Here is a 21090-nt window from a genome sequence, read left to right as displayed (position 1 = left end):
TTAATATGGACCTGGCGTCACTGTGCTCAACTGCATAAAAGTCGGGAGAGGGAGTTACCCTCTCCCGGTTCCTATCTCTCGAAGTACGTGTAGCCGCGCATGCCGGCCTCGTAGGCTTCCATGATTTCGCGGCGCTCGGTGGCGGTGATGAGCTGGTCGCGCACCGCCTCCTCGGCCGTACGGCGGAACTGCTCCAGCAGAACCTTGGGCTCGTACTCCACGTAGTCGAGCACGTCGGCCACGGTATCGCCTTCTAGTTCGCGCACGAAGTCGTAGCTGCCGTCGTCATGCACGCGGATGGTGACCACGTTGGTGTCGCCCATGAGGTTGTGCAGGTCGCCCAGGGTTTCCTGGTACGCGCCAACGAGGAACACGCCCAGGTAGTACTCCTCGCCGTTCAGTTCGTGCAGCGGCAGGGTGTGCTTGACCCCGTGCAGGTCGATGAACTTGTCGATCTTGCCGTCGCAGTCGCAGGTGATGTCGGCCAGGATGCCCTGGCGCGAGGGTATGTCATTGAGCCTGTGCACGGGCATGATGGGGAACAGGTGGTCGATGGCCCAGGCGTCGGGCACGGACTGGAACACGCTGAAGTTCGCGTAGTAGATGTCCGACAGGGCCACGTGGATGTCCTTGAGGTCATTGGGCACGTGCTTGAGGCGCCTGGCGTCCTTGGCGATGCGCGTGATGATGGACCAGAAGATGTTCTCGCCCAGGGCGCGTTCGCGCAGGCTCATGGTGCCGTGGCGGAAGCCCGTGCGGATCTCGTCGCGGTAGAACATGGCGTCGTTGTAGCATTCCTGCATGTTCTTGAGCGTCAGCGACTTGTAGACGTCGAGCAGGTTGACGAGGTGCTCGGGCGTGTCCTCGGGCAGGGTTTCGGGCACGGGTGCGGCCTCGAAGCGCGAGACGTCCAGGATGTTGAACAGCAGCACCGAGTAGTAGGCCACCAGCGCTCGGCCCGACTCGGTGATGATGGTCGGGTGGTGGTCGACGCCGGCATTCTCCATGGTCTCCATGACCGTTTCGATGATGTCGGCGCAGTACTCCTCCAACGAGTAGTTGCGGGAGTTGGTGAAGTTGGTGTGCGAGCCGTCGTAGTCCACGGCCAGGCCGCCGCCCAGGTCCAGGTAGCCCATCTTGACGCCTTCCTTGACCAGTTCGGCGTAGATGCGGCTGGCCTCCAGGGCCGCGGAGCGGATGTCGCGGATGTTGGGGATCTGCGAACCCAGGTGGTAGTGCAGCAGCTGCAGGCAGTCGAGCATGCCGCGTTCCTTGAGGGAGTCCACGACTTCCACGAGCTGGCTCGTGTTCAGGCCGAAGATGGAGCGGTCGCCGCCGGACTCGGTCCAGTGGCCGCCGGCCTGGGTGGCGAGCTTCAGGCGCACGCCCAGCAGCGGCCGGATGTTCAGGTAGGCCGCGCGGGACATGATCAGGTCCAGCTCGCTGGGCATTTCCAGCACGAAAAAGAGCTTGTAGCCCATCTTGGTGGCGAACAGGCCCAGGTCGATGAACTCCTGATCCTTGTAGCCGTTGCAGACCAGGCAGGCTTCCTTGTCGCGCAGCATGGCCAGGGCGGCGATGAGTTCGGCCTTGGAGCCGGCCTCCAGGCCATGGTGGAAACGCTGGCCGTAGCGCGTGACCTCGTCGACCACCTGCTCCTGCTGGTTGACCTTGATGGGATAGACCCCGCGGAACTTGCCCTTGTAGTCGAGCTTCTTGATGGCCGCGCGGAAGCTCTCGTGCAGCAGCGATATCTGCGAATCGAGGATGTTCTCGATGCGCAGGAGCACGGGCATGTCGAAGCCGCGCTCCTTGATGCCGGCGATGACCTCGGGGATGGATACGGAGACCTTGCGGTTGCTCAGTATCGGCGTGACCACCACGTCGCCGTTGTCGTTGATGTCGAAGTATCCGGCGCCCCAGTTGCGGATGCCGTAGACGTCGGCGGACTTGTCCGCCGTCCAGCGTTCCAGGGTGTTTTTCTTAAGCATTGGTACCCCCGTAGACCTTGCGCAGGAGATTGGAACAGGGAGGATGAGGATTCGCGCGAAGTCCGTGGCCGTGTCCCGCAGGTTCGCGGGACGGTTCGAGATGGCATGATGCGGGCCACTCCAAAAAAAGGAACAGACAAGTACGCCGACACCCCTGGAAAGTCAATGTTGTTTCCGGGGGCGGACCGGAAAGCCAACTCCCGGCGTGCGGCACGCGGTATTCGCGTTCCTGGAAGGCAGTTACCGGCTATTCCGCGATCTCCCTGGCAGGGCCGGTGAAGGAGATGCCCTGGCCGGCTGACGAGCCGACCATGACCGTTTCGACGATGGGCGCGTTGATGGGCTCGCTCGCGCGCCAGCGCACGATGAAGTTGGCGCCCGATCCACCGGTCAGGTCGTTCTGCTCCACCAGGAATTCCTTGGTGCCCATGGCTGGCAACCTTATGGGCTCCTTGATTTGACTGCGCACGAGCTTGCCTTCGGAATTGAAGTACTCGACGCTGGTGATGGTCAGGGCTCGGCGCAGGTCGGTGTTGCGGATGGACAGCATGACGGTCAGTTGGTAGGGCCGCGAGCGTGGACCCTGGTAAGTGTGCGAGTAGGCCGGCACGTAGAGCGTCTGCCCGCGCGACAGGATGGGGCCTGACTGCGCCCAGGCCGGGAGGGCGGCATTCAAGATCATGCCGGTCAGGAGCGCCAGGACCAATAGACTGCGGACTGCTATGTTCACCGTTCTCCTCCATGTCGTGGAGGCCGCAGCATACTCCAAGACCCTGCCTGCCACAATGCGCGGTAGGCCCGACTTGGTGGATGACACCCCTGTCGCGGTCGGGATTGTCATCCTCGGCCGCTGGCGTTTTCCTCGCGCACGGCCAGGGCGAACAGGGGCGCGGCGGCCACCAGGACCAGGGACATGGTCAGGAAGGCCGGAAAGTAGCCGAAGGCGCCCAGGAGGATGCCCGACAGGATGGGGCCGGAGGCGTGGCCTACGTCGAAGATGGTGCCGAACACTCCCATGGCCGTGCCGTACTGGCCGGCCCTGCACATGTCCGCGACCATGGCCGCCGAAGAGGAGGTCACGAAGGCCTCGCCCAGACCGAAGACGAGGGCGGCGGCCAGCAGCGGCCAGAAGCCAGTGAGCAGCGGGATGGCCGCGAAGCTTACGGCGCAGGCCAGAAGCCCGGACACGATGAGCGGCTTGCGGCCGAAGCGGTCCGAGACGCGGCCCATGATGGGCTTGGAGAGCATGGTCACAACGATCTGCGCGGCCCACAGCAGGCCGGCCTCGAAGGCGGTGAGTCCGGCCACGGTCACGGCGTAGATGGGCAGGAAGGCTTCCAGCGCGCCCATGGCCATGTTCTGCAGGCCCTCCATGGACGAGGTGATCACCACGCGCCGGTCGCCGGCCACCTCCTTGATGCCCGAGAGGAACTTGTCCAGTCTGGCCTTGAATCCCGCGCCCTCGACCTTCTCCTCGGTGAGCAGCATGCGCGCGCCGAGCACAAGGGCGGCCAGGCCGGTCACGGCGCAGATGCCGTAGACCAGCTTGAAGGCCCAGGGCGCGTATTCGCCCGGGCTGACGGAGGTCATGGACAGGATGAGGCCGCCCACGGGAGCGCCGAGCAGCCCGCCGATGATGCCCACGGAGGAGAACCAGGAGAGCATCTCGCCCTTGCGGCTGCCGGCCGTGTCCGCCACCACGGCCATGGCCACGGGACCATAGACCGCCGTGGCGAAGCCATGGAAGAAGCGCACGGCCACGAGCATGGCGTAACTCGTGATGAACAGGTAGGCGAAAGGCACGAAGCCGAAAAAGAACAGGCCCATGAGCATGGTCTTGCGCCGCCCGGTGACATCGGACAGCGCGCCCGAGGGGAGCTTGAAGAAGATGCCCGTGACCGTGGAGATGCCCACGGCCAGACCGATGGCCTCGGGCCCGGCGCCAAGATACAGGGCAAACAACGGCAGCACTGGGTTGCGCGCCAGGGCATAGGAGAAGCGGGCCAGGAAGCCCACGGTGCAGAGCATGGCGAAGGTTGTCTTGAAGGTCATGTCAGTCTCCCATCCCTCAGCCATGCGTCCTATTGCATGGGAGCCAGCAGCCGGGAGGCAGCGACGGCCAGGCGGAACCAGAAGCCCCTGCGCGCCAGTTCACCGGGTTCGGCCCGATGCGAGCCCTGGAAGTCCTGCGCGAGCATGGCCTCGACCTGCTCCGTGAAGGCCATGTCGTTAAAGACGGCGGATATCTCGAAGTTAAGCCGGAAGGAGCGGTTGTCCAGGTTAGCTGTACCCACCACGGCGAAGTCGTCGTCCACGAGCATGGCTTTCTGATGCATGAAGCCTTCCGTGTAACGGTAGAAAACCACGCCGCTTTTCTCGGTTTCATCCTGATACGAAAAGGAGGACAGCCAGACCAGCCAGTGGTCGGCCTTCTGGGGCACGAGCACGCGCACGTCCACGCCGCGCAGGGCCGCGAGCTGCAGGGCCTGGACCACGGGCGGGTCGGGCACGAAGTAAGGCGTGGCGATCCACAGCCGCTTTTTGGCCGAATGGATGGCATGCAGATAGAGCAGGTTGCAGTTTTCCAGCTCGTCGGCCGGGCCGGTGGGCAGCACGAGGATGCTGCTCGTGCCGTTCGTGGCTTGCGGCTGCCAGCGCCACTTTGGCACCTCGCCCGTAGCCCAGTCCCAGTCGGCCAGGAAGGAGAGTTGGAAGGCCAGCACGGCCGGTCCGCGCACGCGCAGGTTGGTGTCGCGCCATGGGCCGTAGTAAGGATCCTTGCCAACGTACTCATCGCCCAGGTTTATGCCGCCGGTGTGCGCGATTTCTCCGTCCACCACGACCATCTTGCGGTGGTTGCGGAAATTGATCTGCAGGCGGTTGTGCCGGCCCGTGCCGAAGGCCCTCGCGCGCACGCCGGCCTCGCGCATCTGTTGCCAGTAGCGTTCTGGCGTGTAGTAACAGCCCAGTTCGTCGTACAGGAAATACACGGACACGCCCTCGGCCGCCTTGGCGCACAGCAGCCGGCTCATTTCGCGGCCCACGGAGTCGTCGTGCACGATATAGAACTGCACGAGCACGTATTCCCGCGCGGCCTCGATATCCGCGAACATGGTTCTGAAAGCCTCGGCTCCGTCCACCTGGAGCTTGGCTTCGTTGCCGCGGGTGAAGGGGATGTCGGTCAGCTCCTCAAGAACCCTGTGCTGTTCGGCCACGCCGTCCAAGACCGTGCGAAAGTCGCGGTGCAGGAGCACCAGGCCGCGCCCGACCTCGCGGACGCGCTCGGAGCGTACGCGTATGGAGCGCACGTAACCCTTGAATTTGTTGCGGCCGAAGACGAGATAGAGCGGCAGGGCGATGTAGGGCAGGGTCAGCAGGGACACGATCCAGGCCACCGCTCCCTGGGCCGTGCGCACGCCGAACATGGCGTGCACGGCGGCGGCCATGCCCAGCAGATGCACGCTCACCCACAGCGCACCAAACCACCAGTAATCCCCGAACACGGCACTCCCTTGCTGCTACGCTCGTGCACGAGCGCACGTCGCTGGAAACAAGCATACATGATGCAGGCTTAGGCAGGCAATGCGGCAGTGTTGTCCGAACTCTGGCGGTCATGGAGGGAGCTGGAGAGGTGCGACGGCCCCCTGGACCCGCGAAGTGTGTTGTCCGGCTACGCTGGGGAGGTGCGCAGCGCCTGCCGAGTCCCTGCCGGACGGAGAAGCCTGGCGGTTCAAATCGGCGGCGGCTTGCGGCGGGCGCGCATGAGCAGCACGGCCCACAGGAGCAAGGCCGCTACGGCCAGGGATGCGAATACCTCGGCCTCGTGGCGGCCAAGCTCCTGGATCGCGCGGCTCAGGCTGCGGCCGAACACGAAGCCCAGCGACCCTCCGGCCGAGGCCCAGATCAGGGCTCCGATCGCGTTGAGCGGCACGAAGAGCGCCAGGCGTATGCTGCTCAGGCCCAGGGCGAAGGGAATCACCGTGCGCATGCCGTACAGGAAACGAAAACCCAGGGTCACGGGCACGCGGTGCCGGGTCAGCAGGCGGTCGGCCCTGGCGATCCGGTTCAGGAGCGCGGGGCGTTTGCGCAGGAAGGGCCTGCCCCTGAACCGACCGAGCAGGAAGAACATCTGGTCGGTCAACATGGAGCCGACAAAGGCCGCGACAATCACCCCGGGCAGGGACAGGTAGCCCTGATGGGCCAGAAAGCCTCCCAGGACAAGGATCATCTCGCCTTCCAGAAAGGTGCCCAACATGATGGCCAGGTATCCGTACGTAACTATAATGCCTTGATATTCAATCAAGCTCATGCGCTTATCGCTTCCTCCATGGAGTATTTAGCCCTTGAGCCACTGGCTCGAGCATCCCGCCAAGCTACACCATGGCGGCGGTTTGGCGCAACGCGCATGAAGAGCGCAGGTCCTGTCCAAAGGAAAAGCGCCCGGCCGGATACCCGGCCGGGCGCTTTTCCTTGCCTGGCGAGTCGCTCGTCAGGATTCGTCCACGATGATCTTCCAGCCTTCGGCGGACTTGGCCAACTCGAAGTCGCCCCGCTTTCGCGCCGAGAAGGGCCCCTGCTTGGCGCGCACCTCGATGCTCAGGTCGGCGGAATCGCCATTCACGTCCAACTCCTCGATGTCCCAATCCACGATGAATGCCCGCCGTTGGTCGTACTTGGCGAGCTTGTCCCGGAGCTTAGGCGCGTATTCCTCGACGCTCAGCCATTTTTTGGAAAACAATCCCGAGTCGCTGATGCGCGCGTCGGGCGCGTACAAGTCCAGGATGCCGGCGACATCGCGTTTGTTGAAGCAGGTCACGTAGTACTGCACCATACCGGCGATGGTCCGGTGGTCTTCCTTGGCGGCCTGGGCCGACAACGGCAGAATCGTGAGCGCCGCCAGCATGGCCATGGCTACGGCCATGGTAAGGCCGGTTAGTTTGCGGGACATGGTGCCTCCTTTGCCGGTGTTTGCCGGCTCAGTGCCGGAAGCTAATTCCGCTGCGCCGTCATGGCAACGTCAAGATCGAAGGAAAAGCGCATGGAAGCGGACATCCCTTGCCCAAGGGCCTGAAAAGGCGGCATTCCGAGCAGACCTGCGGCCGGGACATTGAGGCTGCCAGGACGGCGCACTCCGCAGGACGTATCAGGGTGGGCAGGCCGCCGATCCGTGCGGAAGCGTCGACAGGTTGCCACGGTGATGATGGCCGATCAGTCAGTAGATGCGGATTGGAGGGATATTAGAGCATTTTGCTTTTGAAAATGCTCTGCAAGCCATGCGTCGGCATGGCTTGCCGCCGCGTAGGCGTAGGCGCAATTCACTTGCGCCGTCAACGCCGGAGCGGGCGTCTTAAAAGCAATCTGCTTTATAGAGCGCAGGCCTTGAGCGGATGAAAAGCCGGGAGAGGCAGGGCCTCTCCCGGCTATAAACAATGCGCTAATACGCTTCTTCGTGGTCCAGGTCCTCGTCGCCCATGGGCTTGGCGAACATGATATGCGCCCAGGTCTGGTAGGCGATGACGATGGGCACGAAGATGCCCACCACCACGAGCATGATGGTCAGGGTCAATTCGCTGGAGGAGGAGTTGTAGGCCGTTACGCTCCAGCCCGGATTGAGACGCGAGGGCAGCAGGGCCGGAAACAGGCCGATGATGCCGAAGAAGGTCACGGCCACGATGGTCAGGGCCGAGGCACCCATGGCGGGCCACATGCGCCGGGAGCCCAGGAAGGTGCGCGTGGCGATGAGCCCGATTACGGCCAGCAGCGGCACGATGAGCAGGACCGGCCAGCGCAGATAGTTGGAGAAGAGCTGCGTCTCCACGGCGGTGTAGGCCAGGAAGAGCACCAGGACGATGGCGAAGGCGATCCAGAGCTTTTCGGCCATGGCCTGGGAGCGCTTCTGCAGCTCACCGTCGGTGCGCAGGCCCAGCCACAGCGCCCCGTGCAGGAAGAACATGACGACGAACAGCACGCCGCCGGCCAGGCCGTAAGGATTGAGCAGGGTCAGCAGGCCGCCCTGGAAGATGCCCTGCTCGTCCAGCGGCAGGCCGCGGAAGATGTTGGCGAAGGCCACGCCCAGCAGCAGGGCGACCACGAAGCTGCTGACCACGTGCAGCCAGTCCCAGGTGCGTTGCCAGGCGGCGCTTTCGACCTTGCCGCGGAACTCGAAGGACACGCCGCGCAGGATGAGCATGAACAAGAGCAGCATGAGAGCGGTGTACAGGCCGCTGAACATGGCGGCGTAGGCCGCCGGAAAGGCCGCGAAGGTCGCGCCGCCAGCGGTGATGAGCCAGACCTCGTTGCCGTCCCAGAACGGCCCGGAGGCATTGAGGATCATGCGCCGGTCGCGCTCGTTCTTGGCCAGGACGGGCATGAGGGCGCCAGCGCCCAGGTCATAGCCGTCGAGCATGAAGAACACGGCCCACAGCAGGCCCCAAAGAAAGAACCAGATGGCTTGCAGATCCATTGAGCGTCCTCCTTGAGTTCGGCGCTAGGCCGCCTTGGGGCCTTTTTTGGCGTAGTGGACAATGAGCCAGAACCCAGTAATTCCGAGCAGGGTGTAGATGGCGACGATGCTGCCGAGGCTGAACCAGACCTGCGCGGAGTTGATGGCCGGGGATACCGCATCCGAGGTGCGCATGATGCCGTAGACGATCCACGGTTGACGGCCGACTTCGGCCACGGCCCAGCCTGCCTGCAGAGCGAGGTAGGGCAGCGGGATGGCCAGCAGCAGCGCCCACAGGAGGGCCTTCTGGTTCTCGATGTCATTGCGCTTGAGCCAGGCCCAGCCCATGAGCGCGATGAACAGGGTGCCCAGGCCGACCATGATGCGGAAGGACCAGAAGGTCAGCTGCACGGGCGGCCGCTCGTCCTCCGGGAAGTCCTTGAGACCCTTCACCGTGGCGGACGGATCGTTGTAGGCCAGGATGGACAGCATCGAAGGCAGCTTGATGAACTCCATTGAGTTGCGCTCGTCTTCCGGGTCGGGGAGGACCAGCAGGTGCATGGGCGCGTGGTCCGTGGTCTCCCAGTGAGCTTCCATGGCCGCCAGCTTGGCGGGCTGGACCGAAGCAACTTCGTTGCCGTGGAAGTGGCCCTGTACGGCCACGAACAGCGAGGCGAAGATGCCGAGCGGAAGGGCCAGGCGGAAGGAGCGCCGGAAGAAGTCCACATTGGATTTCCTGAGCAGATGCCAGGCCGAGATGCCCATGACGAACATGGCCCCGACCAGGAACGAGCCGCTTACGGTATGCAGGAACTGCTGCCAGCCGAAGCTGTTGGTTATCACGGCGGTGAAGCTTTCAAGCTCCGCGCGGCCGTTGCGGATGACGTAGCCCACGGGGTTCTGCATCCAGCCGTTGGCCAACAGAATCCAGACGGCCGAGATGTTCGCGCCGAAGAAGATGAGCCAGGCCACGGTGGCGTGGAACCTGGGCGAGAGCTTCTTCCAGCCGAAGACCCACACGGCGATGAACGTGGACTCCAGGAAGAAGGCCGCCGTGGCCTCGATGGCCAGCAGCGAGCCGAAGATGTCGCCCACATAGGCCGAATAGCGGCTCCAGTTGGTGCCGAACTGGAATTCCAGGGTGATGCCCGTGACCACGCCGATGGCGAAGTTGATGAGGAACAGCTTGCCCCAGAATTTGGTCATGCGAAGGTAAGTCTTGTCGCCCGTGCGCACCCATTTGGTTTCCATGGTGGCCACAAGCAGGGACAGGCCCAGGGTCAGCGGCACGAACAAGAAATGGAAGAACGTCGCCGCCGCGAATTGCAGCCGAGACAAGAACAAGGGATCCATTCACTCTCCTCCGCGTTGAGTATGCCGATCCAAATATGCGGCAGAATTGCAGAGGTAACTATCATATTGGAAAGAAAACGCAATAGGAATGATTTTGAATAAGGGTCAAGAGAGCATAAAACTTAATGGTAGGCCGTGCCGGCAGGCGGCTCGCTGGAAGTACTGAAACGACAATCATCCACCTTCGAGGTAGCGGTTCTGAATATGGTAGGCTTTGCTGAGTCGCCGATGGCCTGATTGTACACTGGGAATGGTAGTAGCAACACTTCACGCGCGGGGCGTGAGTGTGGTTGGCGTGAATTACGATCCCATTAGTATATGCTTGGTAAGTATGTACCTTTCAGGTCAGTACTTGTCTTTATCTCAGATTCGTTCCAAATCAGCCAAACTATAAATTCGAGCTCAAACTTTCGAAGGAGAACCCATGAAAGCGATAGCCATAAACGGCAGTCCCAGAAAGAAATGGAACACGGCGACGCTGCTGGAGAACGCCCTGGCCGGGGCCAAGGACAACGGCGCGGAGACCCGGCTCGTGCACCTGTACGACCTCGCGTACAAGGGCTGCATCAGCTGTTTCGCCTGTAAGAAGATCGGCGGAAAGAGCTACGGCCGCTGCGCCGTGCAGGATGAGCTTACCCCTATCCTGGACGAGGTCGCCGAGGCCGATGTCTTGATTCTGGGGTCACCCTTCTACTTCCGAACGGAAACCGGCGAGATGCGTTCATTCATGGAACGCCTTCTGTTCCCGTACCTGACCTACACGCCGGGCTACGCCTCCATCTTTCCCGGGAAGATCCAGACCGGGCTCGTCTACACCATGAACGTTCCCGCGGAAGTCATGGCCACCATTAACCAGGACGTGGCCGCATCGGCATCACAGTTTACCATGGCCCGCACCTTCGGGAATTGCGAGACCCTGCTGTGTACGGACACGTATCAGTTCGACGACTACTCGAAATACCTGTGCACGGCCTTCGATGCGCAGGCCAAGGCCAAGCGGCGCGAGGAAGTGTTCCCGCAGGATTGCGCGCGGGCCTATGAACTGGGCGCCAAGCTGACCCAGGCGGCGAAGGCGGGTTAGCGCTTCGCAAGAGAATCGGGAAAGGCGTTGCCCTCCCCGAACCCCACCCACCAGGGCCTTTCCAGATAAGGGGGGGGGCCCTGGACCCCTTTTTCAGGGCCGGTCGATTCAGGCGGAGGGACCGCCTGAATCGACCGGCCCTGCGTTTCCAACGCTCATGCTCTTGCCCAATCATTTAGCGGGTTCAGGGTTGCTTCGACCATGAACCCGCTAAAAAAATGCGGGGGGCCGGGGGGAGTGCTTACTCCCCCGGCCGCCGGAGGCATCTTAAAGCATTTTGCATTTCAGACGCTCCCTTCGGCGTTGACGGCGCAAGTGAATTGCGCCTACGCCTACGCGGCGGCAAGCCATGCCGACGCATGGCTTGCAGAGCATTTTCAAAAGCAAAATGCTCTAAGTTGGCTACAGCAGGAATCCGACAACGTACTTGCCGCCCGTGTAGACGATGACGGCGGCGAGCATCCACTTGATGGCCTTGGCCGGCACATGCTTCTGCATGCGCGCGCCCAGGTACATGCCGACCATGCCTCCCAGGCCGAAGAGCAGACCTAGGGTCCAGTCCGGAGCCACGGATACGTTGGGATAGAGCGGCGCGATGGCCTGGTAGAAGGCCACGCCTGCCACGGAGGTCACGAAGGTGCCCATGAGCGCTGCGCCGGCCACGGTGTACACGGGCAGATGGAAGAAGGTCACGAAGAAGGGCGCGATGATGGCTCCGCCTCCGATGCCGTACACGCCGCCGATGATGCCCACAATGAAGCTCAGGCTGAAGATGCCGATGGACGAGACATCGTACACCTCACTGTAGAACTCGTAGCATATGCGCGTGAGCGAGAAGCGGCGCACGCGGACCGTGGGCAGCGGATTTCCTGACTGCGCGGACTGGGCGGCCCGCTGCCTCCAGGCCTTGACCTGCTCCTGAAAGCGCTTCTCGGCCGAGGCCTTGTCCTGGCCCGTGGCCTTCTTCCTGGTCAGATCGCGCACGAGCCGAAAGCCTATGTACAGGAGCACGAGGCCGGCGAAGAGCTTGAAAGCGCCGGGATCGGGTAGGTATTTCACGCGCACGATCGCGCCGATGAGCACGCCCGGCAAGGTGCCGATGACGACCATCCAGGTCAGGGGCCAGACCATGCGGCCCTCGCGGATGAAGCGGTACACGCCGCTGGGGATGGCCACCACGTTGTAGAACTGGTTGGTGGCGCTGACCGAGGGCGCGGTGTAGCCGAGGAAGGAAACCTGGAACGGCAGGAGCAGGAAAGCGCCGGACACCCCGCCCATGGAGGTGAAGAAGGACACGACCAGGGCGGTCAGCGGCGGCACCCAGGGCGAAACGTCGATGCCTGCGACCGGGAAGTGCATGACGGGCTCCTTGGTTTGTACTGACACGAATTCTCCAGTTTCCGTGTTAGTTAAAGCATAGCTCGCCTTGTGCTATTTGTCACTAAATAAGCAATCCAAGTTACAACCTTTCGTTTTCTTGTGGAAAACCGTACCTTGGGCGACGACGGCAGCCTAGCCGGACACTCAGCCGAGGAACAGCATAGCATGCCCCCAAAAACCATCGAAACGGAAGCGCTTGAGCGCATGGTGGACAGCATCGAGCGCGTCGAGGAACGCCCGGCGGGTAAGGCTCGCCCTGGCGCGGCCATGGCCGTGCCAGGCGAGGTGCGCCACCTGGACACGCTGCAGCTCGCCACCGTGAGCGCGGCATTCCGCGACTGGGCTGGCAAGAGCCCGCGCCGGGACGTGCGCGCTTCGCGCCTGCGCGTGCTGCTGACCTACCTGCTGCTGCGCTGGACCGGGGCCAAGCTGGGCGAGGTGCTGGCACTGGACGACCGCCGGGACCTGGACCTGGAAGCGGGCGTGGCGCGCCTGGGCAAGGAGGGCGGCCGCAACGGCCGGGAGGTGCGCCTGCCCGAGCCGGCCGTGCGGGAAATCGCCGATGCGCTCTCCGACCCCGGCCTGGACCCGTTCCGAGGCGAGATCATGCGCCTGGACCCGGCGCACATCCGGCGCAAGCTGTACGAGCGGGCCGAGGAGGCCGGTTTGCCGCACGAGGCCCTGAACCCCTCGGTGCTGCGGCGCTCGCGGGCCATAGAACTCCTGCGCGCCGACGTGCCCCTGACCATCGTGCAGGCCACGCTCGGCCAGTCCTCGTCCGACCTCACGGCCTCGCTGGTGGAGTTCAGCGAGGATGACACGCGGCGCATCATGGCCCGCACCCTGGAGCGCGAGGCCCGGCGCACATCCAGCGCGCGCAATGCCTTCTTCGGCAAGATCGCGGCCGTGCGCCTGGGCGACATCCAGGCCGAAGTGGACATGGCCACCCTGGGTGGTATGCGTATCATTTCCGTGGTCACCACACGCAGCATCGAGGACCTGGGACTGCGGCCGGGAACGCCCGTCACCGCCGAGATCAAGGCTCCGCTAGTGGCCCTGGTCAAGAGCGGAGAGCCATACCCCGCGAGCATCGAGAACCGCCTGCCCGGCAGAGTGGAAGAGATCCGCGCCGGCCGTGTGATCAGCGAAGTCACGGCCTGTCTGACGGACGGCACGCGCATGGTTTCGCTCATCACCACCGAGAGCGCCGAGCGGCTGGCCCTGGCGAACGGCGACGCCGTGCAGGTCCTGTTCAGCGCCTTCGCCGTGGTGCTCAAGGTGGATTGAGGAGGCGGGTTCCCATCACATCCGCCATCTGGTAGGCTCGGGCAAAGGCCCGAATGCAGCCGCAAGGCGGGCGCAAGTCTGGGAGGCCCTCATGGCGCAAGCAAGCCGGCGCGACAGGACCGCCATCTCTCGCGAGAATTTCGACGCCGTTGTCTTCGACCTGGACGGCGTGATCACCCGCACCGCCGAAGTGCACTTCCTGGCCTGGAAGCGCATGTTCGACGACTATCTGAGCGAATGGGCCCAGCGCGAAGGGCGCAAGCAGGAGCCATTCGGCAGCCAGGACTATCAGCACCATGTGGACGGCAAGCCGCGCTACGAGGGAGTGACGGCGTTCCTCGCCTCGCGCGGCATCGAGCTGCCTTACGGCACGCCCGAGGACAGTCCGGACAAGGAGACTGTCTGCGGCCTGGGCAATCGTAAGAATGAAATCTTCCGACAACTTCTGCGCGAGGGCGGGGTGCGTGTCTTCGATCACGCCGTGGACCTGGTGCGCCGCCTGCGGGACAAGGGCTTCGGCGTCGCCGTGGTTACGTCGAGCAAGAACTGCAAGGACGTGCTCGAAGCCGCGGGCATCGAAGATCTGTTCGACGTGCGCGTGGACGGCCTCGTGGCAGCGCGGGACGGCCTGGCCGGCAAGCCGGCTCCGGACACCTTTGTGGCGGCGGCCGAGCGCCTGGGCTCGCGTCCGGAGCGGGTGGCAGTGTTCGAGGATGCGGAGTCGGGCGTCGAGGCCGGGCACCGGGGCCATTTCCGTCTCGTGGTCGGCGTGGATCGCGTGGGCCACGGCCCGGAGCTGGCCCGCTCCGGCGCGGACGTGGTGCTGACCGACCTGGCCGATGTGGAGGTGCGGGCGTGAATCGGGACGTCGCGAAAACACGTGTTTTGCCCTCGGCCCTGGACCATCTGGACGAGATCATCGCCCGTTCCGAAGGCAGGGCGCTGGCCCTGTTCCTGGACTATGACGGCACGCTGACGCCCATCGTCAGCAAGCCCGAGCTGGCCGTGCTTTCCAAGTGCATGCGCAAGGCGGTCAAGCAGATCTCGGAAGAAACCACCGTGGGCGTTATCAGCGGCCGGGCCCTGGCCGACGTACGCAAGCACATGGATCTGCCTGGGTTGGCCTATGCCGGCGACCATGGCTTCAGCATGCTCGCGCCCGACGGCAGGCCGATGGATTACGAGCCGGCCAAGGAATTTCTGCCCGACGTGCGGCAGGCCGCCGATGAGCTGGACAAGCGCCTGGGCGGAATTCCCGGCGCACAGGTCGAGCGCAAGGACTACTCCCTGGCCGTGCACTTCCGCAATGTGGCCGACGAAGACATGGACCACCTGCGCAAGGCCGTGGAGGAAGTCGAGAACAAATACCCCAAGCTGCGCTTCTCGGGCGGCAAGATGATCTACGATATCAAGCCGCGCATGGACTGGGACAAGGGACGGGCCCTGAACCACATTCTCGAATCCCTGGGCCTGGGCGACGGCAAGGCGCTGCCCGTGTACATCGGCGATGACACCACGGACGAAGACGCCTTCCGGGCCATCAAGGGGCGCGGCGTGCCCATCCTCGTAGCCGAGAACCCGGAGGGGACCGAGGCGGACTACCTGCTGTTGGATCCGTCGGAGGTTGAGCACTTCCTGGGTCGCCTATTGGACCGGCTGCGCGAGATCCGCGAACCCGAAGGGCCGGAAGCCCTCGGCAGCAAGGCCGGGGCCAGGGACTATGGCGAGTGGGGTCTGGTCTACGACGATTATCGGCCCGGCCAGGAAGGTCTGCGCGAGGCTCTCACGGCCCTGGGCAACGGCTATTTCGTCACGCGCGGTGCCTGCTTCTGGGCCTCCGACGACGGCACGCACTACCCCGGAACGTATCTGGCCGGCGGCTACGACCGATTGGAAAGCGAGATCAGGAGCAAGGCCCTGACCAACGAGGATCTGGTGAACATGCCCAACTGGCTGCACCTGACCTTCCGCCGACCCGGCGGGGAGTGGTTCGCGCCCAAGCCCGAGGATCTATCCGGCTACCGCTTGCTGTTGGACATGGAGAGCGGCCTGAGCGTGCGCACCTTCACCTGGATCGACGCCGAGGGCCGGCGCACCAAGGTCGAGGAGCGCCGCCTGGTGCACATGCGCTACATGCACGTGGCCGCGCAGTGCGTCACGTTCACTCCGCTGGACTGGTCCGGCGAGCTGGAATTCCGCTCGGCCCTGGACGGCGGCGTGACCAACAACGGCGTGGAGCGCTACCGGGAGCTGGCCGGCAAGCACCTGGAGGTGCTGGAGACAGGCTCCGTGGACCGCGAGACGGTCTGGATCAAGGTGCGCACCGTGCAGTCGCGGCTGGAAGTGGCCATGGCCCTGCGCACCAGGGCCTTTCATGGCGACGGCGGGGCCGAGCGATTGGAGTGCAGCATGGTCGGCGAGAACGGATTCGTGGGCCAAACCTTCAGGTTGCGCCTGGAGCAGCACCGGCCAACGCATGTCCAGAAGGCCATGACCGTGTTCACCTCGCGTGACCGGGCCATAGCCGAGGCCGGCTTGGCCGTGCGCGAGTCCATAGGCCGTGTGATCGATTTCGAGCCGCTGCTGGCCGACCATGCCCTGATCTGGAAGCAGATCTGGAGCTACTTCGACATACGTTTCAAGCTCAAGGCGGATGATCGTGACAGGTTCCAGATGATTTTGCATCTGTACACCTTTCATCTGCTGCAGACCTCCTCGCCGCACACGCGCGCCATCGATGCGGGCGTGCCGTCGCGCGGCTGGCACGGCGAGGCCTACCGCGGCCACGTCTTCTGGGACGAGCTGTTCATCTTCCCGCTGCTCAATTTCCGTATCCCGGAAATCACGCGCAGCCTGCTCATGTACCGTTACCGCCGTCTGCGCGAGGCGCGGGCCATGGCCAAGGACGCCGGCCACAGCGGCGCCATGTACCCCTGGCAGAGCGGCAGCAGCGGCCGCGAGGAGAGCCAGCTCCTGCACCTTAACCCCAAGTCGGGCCAGTGGGGACCGGACAACTCCAGACTACAGCGCCACGTCAACGCGGCCATCGCCTTCAATATCAGCCAGTACTACCAGGTCACGGGCGACCTGGAGTTCATGGCCTTTTACGGCATGGAGATGCTGCTGGAGATCGCCCGTTTCTGGGCCGCCGTCTGCGTATGGAACCAGGAGATGGAGCGGTACGAGATCAAGGGCGTCATGGGTCCTGACGAATACCACGAAGGCTATCCCTGGCGTGACGAGCCGGGCCTGGACAACAACTTCTATACCAATCTCATGGCCGTGTGGACCCTGGACGAGGCCCTGCGCCTGCTCGATCTCATGCCCGAGGACGTGGCCAGCGAGGTGAGCGAACGCGTGTACCTGCACAAGGACGAGCTTCAGCACTGGGAGCACATCACCGAGCGCATGCGCCTGGTCTTCCTCGATACGCCCGAGGGGCAGGTCCCGGCCCAGTTCGAGCACTATGACCGGCTGGAGGAGTTCGACTGGCAGGGCTACCGACAGAAGTACGGCGACATCCAGCGCCTGGACCGCGTGCTTAAGGCCGAGGGCGACACGCCCAACCGCTACAAGGCCTCCAAGCAGGCCGACGCGCTCATGGTCTTGTATCTCTTTTCGCGCGAGGAGATCGAGCGGCTGTTCAGCCAGCTCGGTTATCCCTTCGACCCGGCCATGATCCCGCGCACCATCGAGTACTACCTGGCGCGGACCTCCCACGGCTCCACGCTCAGCTTCGTGGTGCACGCCCGCGTGCTCAGCCGCCTGGACCGCCGCAAGTCCTGGAGCCTGTTCTGCGACGCGCTCAAGAGCGACGTGGAGGACATCCAGGGCGGCACCACGCCCGAGGGCATCCACGCGGGCGCCATGGCCGGGGCCGTGGACATCATCCAGCGCGGCTACACGGACATGGAGATGCGCGGCGACGTGCTCTGGTTCAACCCGCGCATCCCCGAGCCCATGGAGCGCATGAAAACGCGCATCCGCTTCCGCGGCCACTCCCTGCAAATCGAGGTCACAGAGGACCTGCTAACGGTCACGGCCTGCCGCACGGCCATGCAGCCCATCCGAATCGGCTACAAGAATCGGGTGTATACCTTGCAGTCCGGGGACGTGAGGAGGATCAAGCTGGTGGGCGGGTAGAGTCTTTTGCGCAGATTCCGCTTAGTGCAGGCAGACGCGTGTTTTTTCCAAGACCATGGCCGGGGATCGGACTATTTCTTCCTGTCATTACACAACAGGAGGAAATAGCCATGAACGGATTCGCAGCTCTGCTTGAAAACGGCTCGATCATGTCCCAGGGCAGGGAAATCAGCACCGCCGACATCGAATGGACGCCAGCCGCATTTCCGGGCGTGCAGCTCAAGCATCTCCTCAAGGCCGTGGACACGAACGGAAGGTTCAGCATACACCTTGTGCGCGTCCGCGATGGTCATGAGATCGGCGACCACGCCCACGCGACGCAGCAGGAGCTGCACCAGGTGATCGAGGGCTCCGGCCTCTGCGTTCTGTCGGACAGGGAGATCGACTATGCGCCGGGATCGTGCGCGGTCATGCCGCAGGGAGCCAGGCACAGGGTCGTCGCTCAGGGCGGCGATCTCCATCTTCTGGCGACGTTCGTGCCTGCCTTGCTCTGATTATCCGCCGGCAATCCGGCCCACTCTGCGGGAAGGGGCATGTCAAAGCACATGGCGCTGAAGCGCATAGCCATTCCAGCCCTGGACGGGGCGGTGCTCATGTCGATCGAGCGCGGCAGGGCCATCGCGGCCCGCCACGCCCACGAGTCCATGCTGATCGGCCTCGTGCGGGCGGGCGCGCGCGAACTGACCGTGCGGCGGACGCGCGTGAACGTCCCCACTGGCGGCATGTTTCTGCTCAATCCCGACGAGCCGCATTCCTCGACGACAATGCCTGGCGATGGCGAAAGCTACAGCGCGCTCTGCCTGCCGCCCGAAGCCCTTTACCGCATCCTTGACGACGCAGGCTCGGCTCCGGCCGGGCAGACTCGCTTTGCCCGGCCTCTCGCCTTGGATGCCGACATCCGCTCGGCATTCGTGAGGCTCGTAGAAAAACTGGAGGAAAGCGCGTCCTTCTACGTGCTCAGCCAGTATTTCCAGGCGCTTTTCGTCATGCTTGCGAATCATGGAATTTGTGTCGACCCCCCTCGCCAGCCCGATGCGGGCGCAGGCGGCCTGGAACGTGCGCGCAGGATCATCCTTACCGAATGCGACCGCGACGTGACGCTCGACGAGCTTGCCCAGGCCGCACGGGTCTCACCCTCCGCCCTGGTCCGGGGATTCGCCCGTCGCTTCGGGCTCACGCCGCACGCCTACCTCGTCCGCGCCCGGCTCAAGCGAGCCAGGATGCTTCTCGACCAGGGCGTGCCGCAGAGCGAAGCCGCCGCCACGACCGGCTTCTTCGACCAGAGCCACTTCGCCAACGCCTTCAGGAAATACTACGGCCTTTCTCCAGGGAGATACCGTGCAGCCCTTGGGCTGCATGAAAAATCCTCTGAAAAAACTGCTGAGCATAAGCAAGGCGTTGAAAGAAGTGAGCATCCGCGCTTGCGCGCGCTCGTTCACGGTCAAGTCCTGCCGCACGGCCATGCAGCCCATCAGGATCGGCAACAAGAACCGGTTGTATACCTTGCAGTCCGAGGACGTGAGGAGGATCAAGCTGGTGGGGGATGACTACGCTGTGCGTGCGGGCCAGCCATGCGGCATTGTCATTGTAGAAAAGGAAAAGCCCGGCCTAGGCCGGGCTTTTTCGCGAAATGGCTCAGAGCATTTTGCTTTTGAAAATGCTCTGCAAGCCATGCGTCGGCATGGCTTGCCGCCGCGTAGGCGTAGGCGCAATTCACTTGCGCCGTCAACGCCGGAGCGGGCGTCTTAAAAGCAATCTGCTCTAATGAATCGTGGTGCTTCAAGGCCTACACGGCCTTCTTCACTACCTCGATGATCTTCTTCTGGTCGTCCTGCGTGAGGTACGGGTGCATGGGCAGGCTGAGGATGGTCTGGGACAGCCCCTCGCTCACGGGCATGCTGCCCTGCTTGTAGCCCAGGTTCGAGAACACGGGCTGCAGGTGGCAGGGGATGGGGTAGTAGATCATGCTCGGAATATCCTGAGCCTTGAGCGCGGCCTGCAGAGCGTCGCGCTTGTCGGTCAGGATGGAGTACTGGGCCCAGGAAGAGCGGTAGCCGTCCGGGATGAGCGGGGTCGTGACCTTGCCGGCCAGGCCTGCGTCGTAGCGCTCGGCCACGGCCTGGCGAGCGTCGAGCTCGGCCGGGAAGATGCGCAGCTTGGCCTTGAGCACCACGGCCTGGAAGGTGTCGAAGCGGGCGTTCAGGCCCAGGCGCACGTTGTAGTAGCGGTCGTGACCCATGCCGTGCACGCGGATGGAGCGCATGACATCGGCCAAGTTGTCGTCATCCGTGAACACCGCGCCGCCGTCGCCGTACACGCCCAGCGGCTTGGCCGGGAAGAAGCTCGTGGCGGTCACGTGCGGGATGGCGCTGACCGGGCGGCCCTTGTACACGCCGCCGAAGCCCTGGGCCGAGTCGCCGATGACGTACAGCTTCTCGCGGGCGGCGATGGCCATGATGCGGTCGTAGTCAGCGGGCAGGCCGAAGAGGTCCACGGGCATGATGGCCTTGAGGGTGAGGTTTTCGTAGCCGGTCGGCAGCGGATGGATGGACGGGTCCTTCGCCTTGATGGCCTTGATGGCCAGCTCAAGCTTGGCCGGATCGATGTTGAAGGTGCGCGGGTCCACGTCGACCACCACGGGCGTGGCGCCCAGCAGCGCGATGGACTCCAGCGTGGCGAAGAAGGTGAAGGGCGTGGTCAGCACCGCGTCGCCTGCTCCGATGCCCATGGCCATGAGCGGCATGAGCAGGGCGTCGGTGCCCGAGGAGCAGGTGATGGCGTGTTTGGTGCCGGCGAAGGCGGCGAGCTGATCCTCGACTTCCTTGATCTCCGGACCCATGATGAACTGGCAGTGGGCGAACACGCGGTCGAAGCCCTGGCGGATTTCCTGTTCCACCTGGGCGAGTTGGCTCTTGATATCCACAAATGGGATAGCCATGGGGAGGACTCCTTAAGATGCGCGGGCGGGGATCGGTAGGTTGGGCTGTGGATCGTTCCGGCCCGCGTGGTGATGGTGTCGGTTCTTGTTGATTGGCGCAGAGGCGCAAGGAGTTCGCATACGCCGCTTGGCATTCGAAGGCAAATGCTTTCGACAGGCGATCAAGAGAGCATGCGCAGGGCCCAGGGCGCGATCAGGCGGCTTACGAGCAAGAGTATGCCGGTGGTCGCGGAGCCTTGCAGGTAGCGGCCATGGCCCGCAAAGAAATCAATCTTTTCCAGAGGTTTTCCAAGACTTACGGCTACGTATTTTAGAGCATTTTGCTTTTGAAAATGCTCTGCAAGCCATGCGTCGGCATGGCTTGCCGCCCCGCAGGCGTAGGCGGAATGTAGTTCCGCCGTCAACGCCGAAGGGAGCGTCTGAAATGCAAAATGCTTTATGTGGCGCGAGTCGAATAGGCGGAGCATGAGAACAG

The 21090-nt window shown here is 63.7% G+C and carries 18 protein-coding genes; 6 read left to right on the top strand and 12 right to left on the bottom strand.

Going from position 1 to position 21090, the window contains the following annotated elements:
* Window positions 1–71: 71 nt before the first annotated feature.
* The 8 genes from speA to H585_RS0101170 all read right to left on the bottom strand — a co-directional run bounded on the left by speA (window position 72) and on the right by H585_RS0101170 (window position 9786).
* Complete coding sequence (gene speA, locus H585_RS0101205; RefSeq protein ID WP_014258736.1) at window positions 72–1991, bottom strand: biosynthetic arginine decarboxylase; 1920 nt, start codon at window positions 1989–1991, stop codon at window positions 72–74.
* Between the two features lie 247 nt (window positions 1992–2238).
* On the bottom strand, window positions 2239–2721 hold the full coding sequence (locus tag H585_RS0101200) for a DUF3124 domain-containing protein (protein WP_027366426.1): 483 nt from the start codon (window positions 2719–2721) through the stop codon (window positions 2239–2241).
* 107 nt (window positions 2722–2828) lie between these two features.
* Window positions 2829–4043, bottom strand: a complete 1215-nt coding sequence (locus H585_RS0101195; protein WP_027366425.1) for an MFS transporter — start codon at window positions 4041–4043, stop codon at window positions 2829–2831.
* A 29-nt stretch (window positions 4044–4072) separates the two neighbouring features.
* Window positions 4073–5494, bottom strand: coding sequence for a cardiolipin synthase (gene cls, locus H585_RS0101190; protein WP_027366424.1), 1422 nt, complete (start codon window positions 5492–5494; stop codon window positions 4073–4075).
* 227 nt (window positions 5495–5721) lie between these two features.
* The gene (locus tag H585_RS0101185; protein ID WP_027366423.1) at window positions 5722–6300 is read right to left on the bottom strand and encodes a DedA family protein; all 579 of its coding nucleotides are present in this window, start codon (window positions 6298–6300) and stop codon (window positions 5722–5724) included.
* Between the two features lie 180 nt (window positions 6301–6480).
* Window positions 6481–6939, bottom strand: coding sequence for a nuclear transport factor 2 family protein (locus H585_RS0101180; protein WP_027366422.1), 459 nt, complete (start codon window positions 6937–6939; stop codon window positions 6481–6483).
* Between the two features lie 486 nt (window positions 6940–7425).
* Window positions 7426–8454, bottom strand: a complete 1029-nt coding sequence (cydB, locus tag H585_RS0101175; RefSeq protein ID WP_027366421.1) for a cytochrome d ubiquinol oxidase subunit II — start codon at window positions 8452–8454, stop codon at window positions 7426–7428.
* A 24-nt stretch (window positions 8455–8478) separates the two neighbouring features.
* Complete coding sequence (locus tag H585_RS0101170) at window positions 8479–9786, bottom strand: cytochrome ubiquinol oxidase subunit I (RefSeq protein WP_027366420.1); 1308 nt, start codon at window positions 9784–9786, stop codon at window positions 8479–8481.
* Window positions 9787–10210: 424 nt separating this feature from the next.
* On the opposite strand from H585_RS0101170, the gene H585_RS0101165 reads away from it, so the two are divergent.
* On the top strand, window positions 10211–10867 hold the full coding sequence (locus H585_RS0101165) for a flavodoxin family protein (protein WP_027366419.1): 657 nt from the start codon (window positions 10211–10213) through the stop codon (window positions 10865–10867).
* 402 nt (window positions 10868–11269) lie between these two features.
* Here the strand turns inward: H585_RS0101165 and H585_RS0101160 are convergent, their stop codons facing one another.
* Window positions 11270–12226 carry a sulfite exporter TauE/SafE family protein gene (locus H585_RS0101160; RefSeq protein WP_027366418.1) on the bottom strand — a complete coding sequence of 319 codons (957 nt, stop codon included), beginning with the start codon at window positions 12224–12226 and terminating at the stop codon, window positions 11270–11272.
* Between the two features lie 186 nt (window positions 12227–12412).
* Here H585_RS0101160 and H585_RS0101155 point away from each other — a divergent pair, with 186 nt between their 5' ends.
* The 5 genes from H585_RS0101155 to H585_RS0101135 all read left to right on the top strand — a co-directional run bounded on the left by H585_RS0101155 (window position 12413) and on the right by H585_RS0101135 (window position 19224).
* On the top strand, window positions 12413–13534 hold the full coding sequence (locus H585_RS0101155; protein ID WP_027366417.1) for a TOBE domain-containing protein: 1122 nt from the start codon (window positions 12413–12415) through the stop codon (window positions 13532–13534).
* Between the two features lie 91 nt (window positions 13535–13625).
* Entirely contained in the window at window positions 13626–14393 is a 768-nt protein-coding gene (locus H585_RS0101150; protein ID WP_034626872.1) for an HAD family hydrolase, read from the top strand.
* Window positions 14390–17677 (top strand): trehalose-phosphatase, encoded by a 3288-nt coding sequence (otsB, locus tag H585_RS0101145; RefSeq protein ID WP_027366415.1) that lies wholly within the window; start codon window positions 14390–14392, stop codon window positions 17675–17677. The genes H585_RS0101150 and otsB overlap by 4 nt, the downstream gene beginning before the upstream one ends.
* Before the next feature lie 110 nt (window positions 17678–17787).
* Window positions 17788–18171 (top strand): cupin domain-containing protein, encoded by a 384-nt coding sequence (locus tag H585_RS0101140; protein WP_027366414.1) that lies wholly within the window; start codon window positions 17788–17790, stop codon window positions 18169–18171.
* A gap of 39 nt (window positions 18172–18210) precedes the next feature.
* On the top strand, window positions 18211–19224 hold the full coding sequence (locus tag H585_RS0101135; RefSeq protein ID WP_027366413.1) for an AraC family transcriptional regulator: 1014 nt from the start codon (window positions 18211–18213) through the stop codon (window positions 19222–19224).
* Between the two features lie 35 nt (window positions 19225–19259).
* Here the strand turns inward: H585_RS0101135 and H585_RS22975 are convergent, their stop codons facing one another.
* The 3 genes from H585_RS22975 to H585_RS0101125 form a co-directional block, all read right to left on the bottom strand.
* On the bottom strand, window positions 19260–19460 hold the full coding sequence (locus H585_RS22975; protein ID WP_138708157.1) for a hypothetical protein: 201 nt from the start codon (window positions 19458–19460) through the stop codon (window positions 19260–19262).
* Between the two features lie 3 nt (window positions 19461–19463).
* A complete protein-coding gene (locus H585_RS0101130) occupies window positions 19464–20615 on the bottom strand; it encodes a DegT/DnrJ/EryC1/StrS family aminotransferase (protein WP_027366412.1) in 1152 nt (383 codons plus the stop codon).
* Window positions 20616–20776: 161 nt separating this feature from the next.
* Complete coding sequence (locus H585_RS0101125; protein WP_138708156.1) at window positions 20777–21082, bottom strand: hypothetical protein; 306 nt, start codon at window positions 21080–21082, stop codon at window positions 20777–20779.
* Between the last annotated feature and the right edge of the window lie 8 nt (window positions 21083–21090).

Origin of the sequence: Desulfocurvibacter africanus subsp. africanus DSM 2603 (assembly GCF_000422545.1) — a bacterium.
Taxonomy (GTDB): domain Bacteria; phylum Desulfobacterota; class Desulfovibrionia; order Desulfovibrionales; family Desulfovibrionaceae; genus Desulfocurvibacter; species Desulfocurvibacter africanus.
The sequence above is the reverse complement of the archived record's forward strand: the minus strand, read 5'-3'. Positions and strand labels throughout refer to the sequence as shown.